General features: G+C 41.8%; 4 protein-coding genes and 5 tRNA genes. All 9 read left to right on the top strand.

The annotated features are described in order from the left end of the window. Positions 1-181: 181 nt before the first annotated feature. The 9 genes from JK635_RS06180 (at position 182) to ppdK (ending at position 6,913) form a co-directional block, all read left to right on the top strand. Positions 182-265, top strand: a tRNA-Leu gene (locus JK635_RS06180). A gap of 14 nt (positions 266-279) precedes the next feature. Continuing rightward, a tRNA-Gly gene (locus JK635_RS06175) sits at positions 280-351 on the top strand. A 68-nt stretch (positions 352-419) separates the two neighbouring features. After that, positions 420-496 (top strand) — tRNA-Pro (locus tag JK635_RS06170). 3 nt (positions 497-499) lie between these two features. Then, positions 500-575 (top strand) — tRNA-Ala (locus JK635_RS06165). Positions 576-590: 15 nt separating this feature from the next. Further along, positions 591-664, top strand: a tRNA-Met gene (locus JK635_RS06160). Positions 665-970: 306 nt separating this feature from the next. Continuing rightward, positions 971-2,326, top strand: a complete 1,356-nt coding sequence (locus JK635_RS06155; protein WP_202653103.1) for an RNA-guided endonuclease TnpB family protein — start codon at positions 971-973, stop codon at positions 2,324-2,326. A 439-nt stretch (positions 2,327-2,765) separates the two neighbouring features. After that, positions 2,766-3,407, top strand: coding sequence for a transcriptional regulator CcpN (gene ccpN, locus JK635_RS06150; protein ID WP_368857076.1), 642 nt, complete (start codon positions 2,766-2,768; stop codon positions 3,405-3,407). 18 nt (positions 3,408-3,425) lie between these two features. Further along, entirely contained in the window at positions 3,426-4,241 is an 816-nt protein-coding gene (locus JK635_RS06145) for a pyruvate, water dikinase regulatory protein (RefSeq protein ID WP_202653101.1), read from the top strand. Positions 4,242-4,243: 2 nt separating this feature from the next. Further along, the gene (ppdK, locus tag JK635_RS06140) at positions 4,244-6,913 is read left to right on the top strand and encodes a pyruvate, phosphate dikinase (protein WP_202653100.1); all 2,670 of its coding nucleotides are present in this window, start codon (positions 4,244-4,246) and stop codon (positions 6,911-6,913) included. Positions 6,914-6,945 lie beyond the last annotated feature (32 nt).

Here is a 6,945-nt window from a genome sequence, read left to right as displayed (position 1 = left end):
TGGTGACACGTGGAGCTGACTGATACTAATCGATCGAGGACTTAACCAAATAGAAAAGCGGAAGCGTCCGCTTAGCGAAACTCGTTCTTATGACTTCTTCTGTATTATCTAGTTTTGAGGGAATGAAACCTCTATATTAAGCATCTATATTATATGATTGACTTTACAATTATTTAAATATGCGGGTGTGGCGGAATCGGCAGACGCGCTAGATTCAGGTTCTAGTGGTAGTAATACCGTATGGGTTCAAGTCCCTTCACCCGCATCAAGGTTTAAATTGCGGAAGTAGTTCAGTGGTAGAACACCACCTTGCCAAGGTGGGGGTCGCGGGTTCGAATCCCGTCTTCCGCTTATCCATATGCAAATATTGTTGATCGTATGGATTATCGTTTATCTTACTTTATGGATTCCTATTACATCGGGAAATAGCTCAGCTTGGTAGAGCACCACGTTCGGGACGTGGGGGTCGCAGGTTCAAATCCTGTTTTCCCGACCATTCGGGGTCTTAGCTCAGATGGGAGAGCGCCTGCTTCGCATGCAGGAGGTCAGCGGTTCAATCCCGCTAGGCTCCACCATTGGAATTGAATTATGGCGGTGTAGCTCAGCTGGCTAGAGCGTACGGTTCATACCCGTAAGGTCGGGGGTTCGATCCCCTCCGCCGCTACTTAAAAACATTTTATAAGCTATATTTATTGACACGTATGTGGTTTCATTTTAAAACTAAAGACAAAAGATTATTTAAATAAATGACGTTTTCCTCTATTATGAGGAAAACGTTTTTTTATTCCTTTCGGCAAGAAGACTCCATCTGATTTGTGTTACGGGCACAAGCCTAACAATTCAGGTGGTGATGAATTGCTGTCAGCCAATAGGCTGAAATCTTTTGTTTGGTTTGCATCGTGATCCCACTACTCATAGAACAGATGTTTGTTTAATTCAGTGTGAACTCTCTAGAAAGGTGGTGAACAAAATGACCAGGAAAAAGGCAGTTAAAGTATTGCGTAAACAAAAGAAAACCGAAAACATTCAACGTTTCACTCAAAAACAGAATATCGGACGTAGTATCCTTACAGCTAAAGAATTTCGTCTACTTCAACATATGGCACACAGCTCAAAGGCATTGCGAAATGTTGGATTGTATACGATTAAACAAAGCCTCTTGAGCAAGGGCAAGATGGCTACTGTAAAAGAAGTTGACGCTGCCATGAAGGCAGATGTTAATTATTGGGGCGTTCAATCAAACTCTGCTCAAGCCATTCGCCGAGCATTGTTTTCTGATGTAAAGAGCTTTTTTAAAGCATTAGAACAGTGGAAGAAAAGCCCAGAAAAATTCACTGGTCGTCCTAAGTTTCCAAAGTATTCTCGTTCTACTGAAAAACGAATCATCGAAATCTATCAAGTTCCGAAAGTTGATAACGATGGATACTGGATGATTCCAATGAATGTTGAATTTAGAAAACGGTTTGGTTCTATCAAAATCCGAATGCCTAAAAACTTGTTAAATAAAAAAATAGCCTACATTGAAATTGTACCCAAACAAAAAGGTCGGTTCTTTGAGGTGCATTACACTTATGAAATGCAAATCTCTCAAATGAAGAAGCAGCGGGCGACCACAACGAATGCTTTGAGTTGCGATTTAGGTGTAGACCGATTGCTGAGTTGTGCAACAAATAAAGGGGATACCTTCTTAATAGATGGCAAAAAACTAAAATCCATCAACCAATACTTCAACAAAACGATTAGCTATCTGCAACAGAAAAATATCAACAACGGGATTTCAAAAAGGATCGTCACGAACTCTATCGCAAAGCTTTGGAAAAAGCGTGAAAACCAAATCAACGGTTATATCTCGCAAGCTGTAGGTTTACTGTTCAAAAAAGTAAGCGAATTCAACATTGATACGATAGTTGTCGGCTATAATGCCGGATGGAAACAAGAGTCTGATATGGGTAAAAAGAACAATCAGAAATTTGTTCAAATTCCCTTCCATAAACTGATTTCAGCCATCGAAAACAAATGTTTGAAAGAGGGTATTCGTTTTGTGAAGCAGGAGGAAAGTTACACATCAAAGGCTAGTTTCCTAGACAAAGATATGATCCCTGTTTGGTCAAAAAATGACCCATCCAATTACTCCTTCAGCGGCAAACGAATCCATCGTGGATTATATCGAAGTAAAACAGGACAATGTATTCACGCTGACATTAATGGCGCATTGAATATTTTGAGAAAATCTGAAGTTGTAGAAATGGGTGGATATCTCCAAGTGAACACTCCAATCAAATTAGAGGTGCAAAAACGTAAGGCTGTTGCTTTGCGCATAGCTTAGTGGGTGCGTCAACCATCCATGTGTACTCGACTTTTTGTCGGGGCTTGTATGGCTCTTTTTCGGAAGGGTGGTGCAAGTGGGAAAACGATCGTTCGTCGCCAGTACCGACCAAAAACAGTGCTTTGGGGAGTGCTGAACAGTGCTTGCCACTCAGAGCGTCACTCGTCTCAGACGAAAAGACCTGAGTGGCTAACTCAAGCCCCCACTGAAACAGGAACCGTAAGGTTCTCAGTGGGGGTACGTTGACTGAGCAAAGTAATCCCGCCAAATGATCATGGCGGGATTTTTTCTGTAAATCAAAGATAAATTGTTTGCGATATTGTCAAAGTTTTTGTTCCAGAACATTGCTAAATATAATATACTATATATATAAAAAGTATAGCATATTTGTTTTAGCTAACTTAATTGTAACATCATTATTGTGCTTAAGGGGGTGGTCATAATTAAACTAACGAAGCGTCAGGATGAAATCCTGCAAATTGTAAAAAAAAATGGACCCATCACCGGAAAAGAAATTGCAGAGAGACTTTCCGTATCGAGAGCAGCCTTAAGACCAGATTTGGCAATCTTAACGATGTCAGGAAATTTAGATGCAAGACCCCGAGTAGGTTACTTTTATAATGAACAGTTTGCCGTAAAACGGCAGGCGGAAAAATATCTTCACCAAAAGGTGACGAATTTTAAAGCACACCCGATTGTTGTTGAAAAATCAACCTCTGTATACGACGCCATTGTCCAGTTATTTTTAGAAGATGTCGGAACACTTTATGCAGTCGATTTAGAGGGACATTTAGCTGGAGTTGTATCACGGAAAGATTTATTAAGGGCAGCAATTGGAAATCAAAATCTGCAAGAACTACCAGTAAGTGTCATTATGACGCGGATGCCGAATATTGTTACTATTTTTCCTGAAGAGACCTTATATGAGGCAGCCAAAAAAATGATTAATTATCATGTTGATTCATTACCAGTTGTGAAGGAAGTGGACAAACAGAGTAATACATATTTATTAGTTGGACGGATTACCAAAACAACTATAACCCGTGCTTATCTGGAATTAATGGAAGAAAAAGTAGACTAAAGGGGAGTTGCTGCCATTTTGGAAACGAAGCAAGTTGTTTATGTGATATCAGACTCGGTTGGTGAAACGGCTGAGCTTGTTGTCAAAGCAGTGGCAACACAGTTTAACGGCGGTCATGTCGAGATTCGCCGAAATTCTTATGTAGATGATATTGAGGATATAGAGGATGTTATTTTGTTAGCAAAAAGAGGGAATTCTCTAATTGCTTACACAATCGTAATACCGGACTTAAAAGAATATTTGGATAAAAGAGCAGTCGAAGAGGGGATCGTTGCGGTTGATTTACTCAGCCCTTTAATGAATGCATTTACTGTCAAGTTTAACCAGGAACCGCATCATCAGCCTGGTCTAATGCGGCAATTAGACGAGGAATATTTCCGAAAAATTGAAGCGATTGAATTTGCGGTTAAATATGATGATGGTCGGGATCCGAGAGGAATATTAAAAGCCGATATTGTTTTAATTGGCGTTTCACGGACATCTAAAACACCATTGTCGATGTACCTAGCACATAAGCGCTATAAAGTGGCAAATGTTCCGCTTGTACCCGAGGTACCGCCACCAGAAGAATTATTTCAAATACCAAGAAAAAATTGTATCGGTTTAATCATTTCACCGGATAAGTTAAATGAAATTCGCAAAGAACGACTTAAAGCATTAGGGTTAGCTTCACAGGCCAATTATGCAAGCTTTCAACGTATTCTTGATGAATTGGATTATGCTGAAAAAATTATGAAGCGGGTTGGCTGTCCGATTATCAATGTTTCCAATAAAGCAGTAGAAGAAACGGCCGGTTTAATCTTAGATGTGTTGAAAAAAGAGAGGAGCTCTTAATCATGGAGAAATTTGTTTATTTGTTTCACGAAGGTAATGGAAATATGCGGGATTTGCTAGGCGGAAAAGGGGCGAATCTGGCAGAAATGACAAGAATCGGCCTGCCGGTTCCTTTCGGTTTTACAATTACAACCCAGGCCTGTAACGCATACTATGAATCTGGTAAAACCATCCCTAATCTGGTAGAAAAACAAACAATTGAAGCACTCGCTGCTTTGGAAGAAAAAATGGGTAAAAAATTGGGTGATCCGCAAAATCCCTTGCTAGTTTCTGTTCGTTCAGGCTCCGTTTTTTCTATGCCTGGCATGATGGATACAATTTTGAATCTTGGGATGAATGATGAAACGGTTGTCGGAGTGGCAAAGTTAACAAATAATCCACGATTTGCCTATGATTCCTACCGTCGATTTATCCAAATGTTTAGCAATGTAGTACTTGAAATTGATACATTTTTCTTTGAACAATTATTAGAAGATACACGTGAACAAAAGGGCTACTCCGTTGATCCAGAAATGACTGCGGAGGACTGGCAGGAAATTATTTCCGGATACAAAGAAATAGTCAAAAAACACACGAGAAAAGAATTTCCGCAGGATCCAAGGGAACAGCTATTTTTAGCCATAAATGCGGTATTTAATTCTTGGAATAATCAGCGTGCGATTGTTTACCGCCGCTTGAATAAAATCCCCGATCATTTAGGTACGGCTGTAAACGTTCAAAGTATGGTATTCGGGAATATGGGAGACGATTCAGGCACCGGTGTTGCTTTTACAAGAAATCCTTCCACTGGGGAACCGGTCCTTTATGGGGAATATTTAATCAATGCCCAAGGGGAAGACGTTGTTGCCGGAATCCGTACACCACAGCCGATTGCTACTTTAAAAGAGGAAATGCCAGAGGTGTACCAGCAATTTGCCGATACTTGTCACCGTCTTGAACAGCATTACCAAGAAATGCAGGATATTGAGTTTACTGTTGAGCGCGGCAAGCTTTTCATATTACAAACTCGAAATGGTAAGCGGACCGCACAAGCAGCTATCCGAATTGTGGTTGACATGGAAAAAGAAGGGATCATTGATAAAAAGACCGCACTGCTCCGTGTTGACCCGGATCAACTGAATCAGCTGCTGCATCGGCGAATTGACGATTCGGTGCCGAAAACGATTTTAGCAAAGGGTCTGCCTGCATCTCCTGGAGCAGCAACGGGGCAAGTGGTCTTTGATGCCGATGAGGCAGAACAATTGGGAAATGAAGGGAAAAAGGTGATTCTTGTGTCACCGGAAACAACTCCGGATGATATCCACGGGATGGTGGCCTCGCAGGCGATTTTAACAAGCCGGGGCGGCATGACAAGCCATGCCGCTGTCGTAGCTCGCGGTATGGGCAAGGCTTGCATTTGCGGTTGTGAAGCATTAAAGATTGATATGAAAGGGAAGTTTTTTACAGTTGGCGATACTGTTGTTCGTCATGGTGATGTCATTACGATTGATGGCTCCACTGGTGAGATTATGCTTGGGGAAATTCCGATGATTGATCCGGAGCTATCTGAGGAGTTCCAACAGTTGCTAACCTGGGCGGATGAAGAACGAAAAATTGGTGTCCGTGCCAATGCCGACAACCCGGAGGATGCCAAAAAATCGTTTGAATTTGGTGCAGGCGGAATTGGCCTATGCCGTACGGAGCATATGTTTATGGATATTAAGCGAATCCCAATTGTTCAAAAAATGATCCTCGCAGAAAACTTTAATGAGCGAATGGAAGCTTTAGAGCAGCTGCTGCCAATGCAGCAAGATGATTTTGAAGGGATTTTTGAGGCGATGCAGGGATACCCGGTCACAATTCGTCTGCTTGACCCGCCATTGCATGAATTCTTACCGGATAAGGAGGAATTATTAGTTGAGGTTACAAAACTGCAAATCCTTGAACCGCAATCAGACGAATTAAAACAAAAAGAGCAATTGCTGAAAAAGGTTCGGCAATTGGATGAATTTAATCCAATGCTTGGTCATCGCGGCTGCCGCTTAGGAATGATTTACCCAGAAATCTACGAAATGCAGGCAAAAGCTATTTTTTACGCAGCTGCCGCCTTAGCGGAAAAGGGCATGGCGGTTAAGCCGGAAATCATGATCCCGCTTGTTGGCCACGTTAATGAATTAAAACAAATGCGACAACTTGTGATAGATGCCGCAGTCAAGGTACAAGAAGAAACAGGCAAGCAATTTGAGTACACGATTGGCACGATGATTGAAATCCCTCGCGCAGCCCTAACGGCAGACAAAATTGCTGAGGAAGCTGATTTCTTCTCTTTTGGAACGAATGATTTGACACAAACAACATTCGGCTACAGCCGAGATGACGCTGAAGGAAAATTCCTGCAAGCCTATATTGAAAACAAAGTTCTACCGGAAAACCCATTTGCGGTTCTTGATCAGGAAGGTGTGGGCAAGTTGGTGGAAATGGGCGTTAAGCTTGGCCGCAAGACAAAACCATCGTTAAAAACTGGTATTTGCGGTGAGCATGGGGGAGAAAAGAGTTCCATTGATTTTTGCTACAGAGCGGGCTTAGATTATGTCAGCTGTTCGCCATATCGTGTCCCATTGGCACGACTTGCAGCAGCTCAAGCAACGATCCGCCATGAAATAAAGCATGAAGAAGTTTATACAACAGCATAGTTGATATTGTTAACGACGCCGTAATGGGCGCC

Origin of the sequence: Neobacillus paridis (assembly GCF_016765675.1) — a bacterium.
In the GTDB taxonomy this organism is placed as follows: domain Bacteria; phylum Bacillota; class Bacilli; order Bacillales; family Cytobacillaceae; genus Neobacillus; species Neobacillus paridis.
This window is presented reverse-complemented; position numbering and strand designations above follow the sequence as displayed.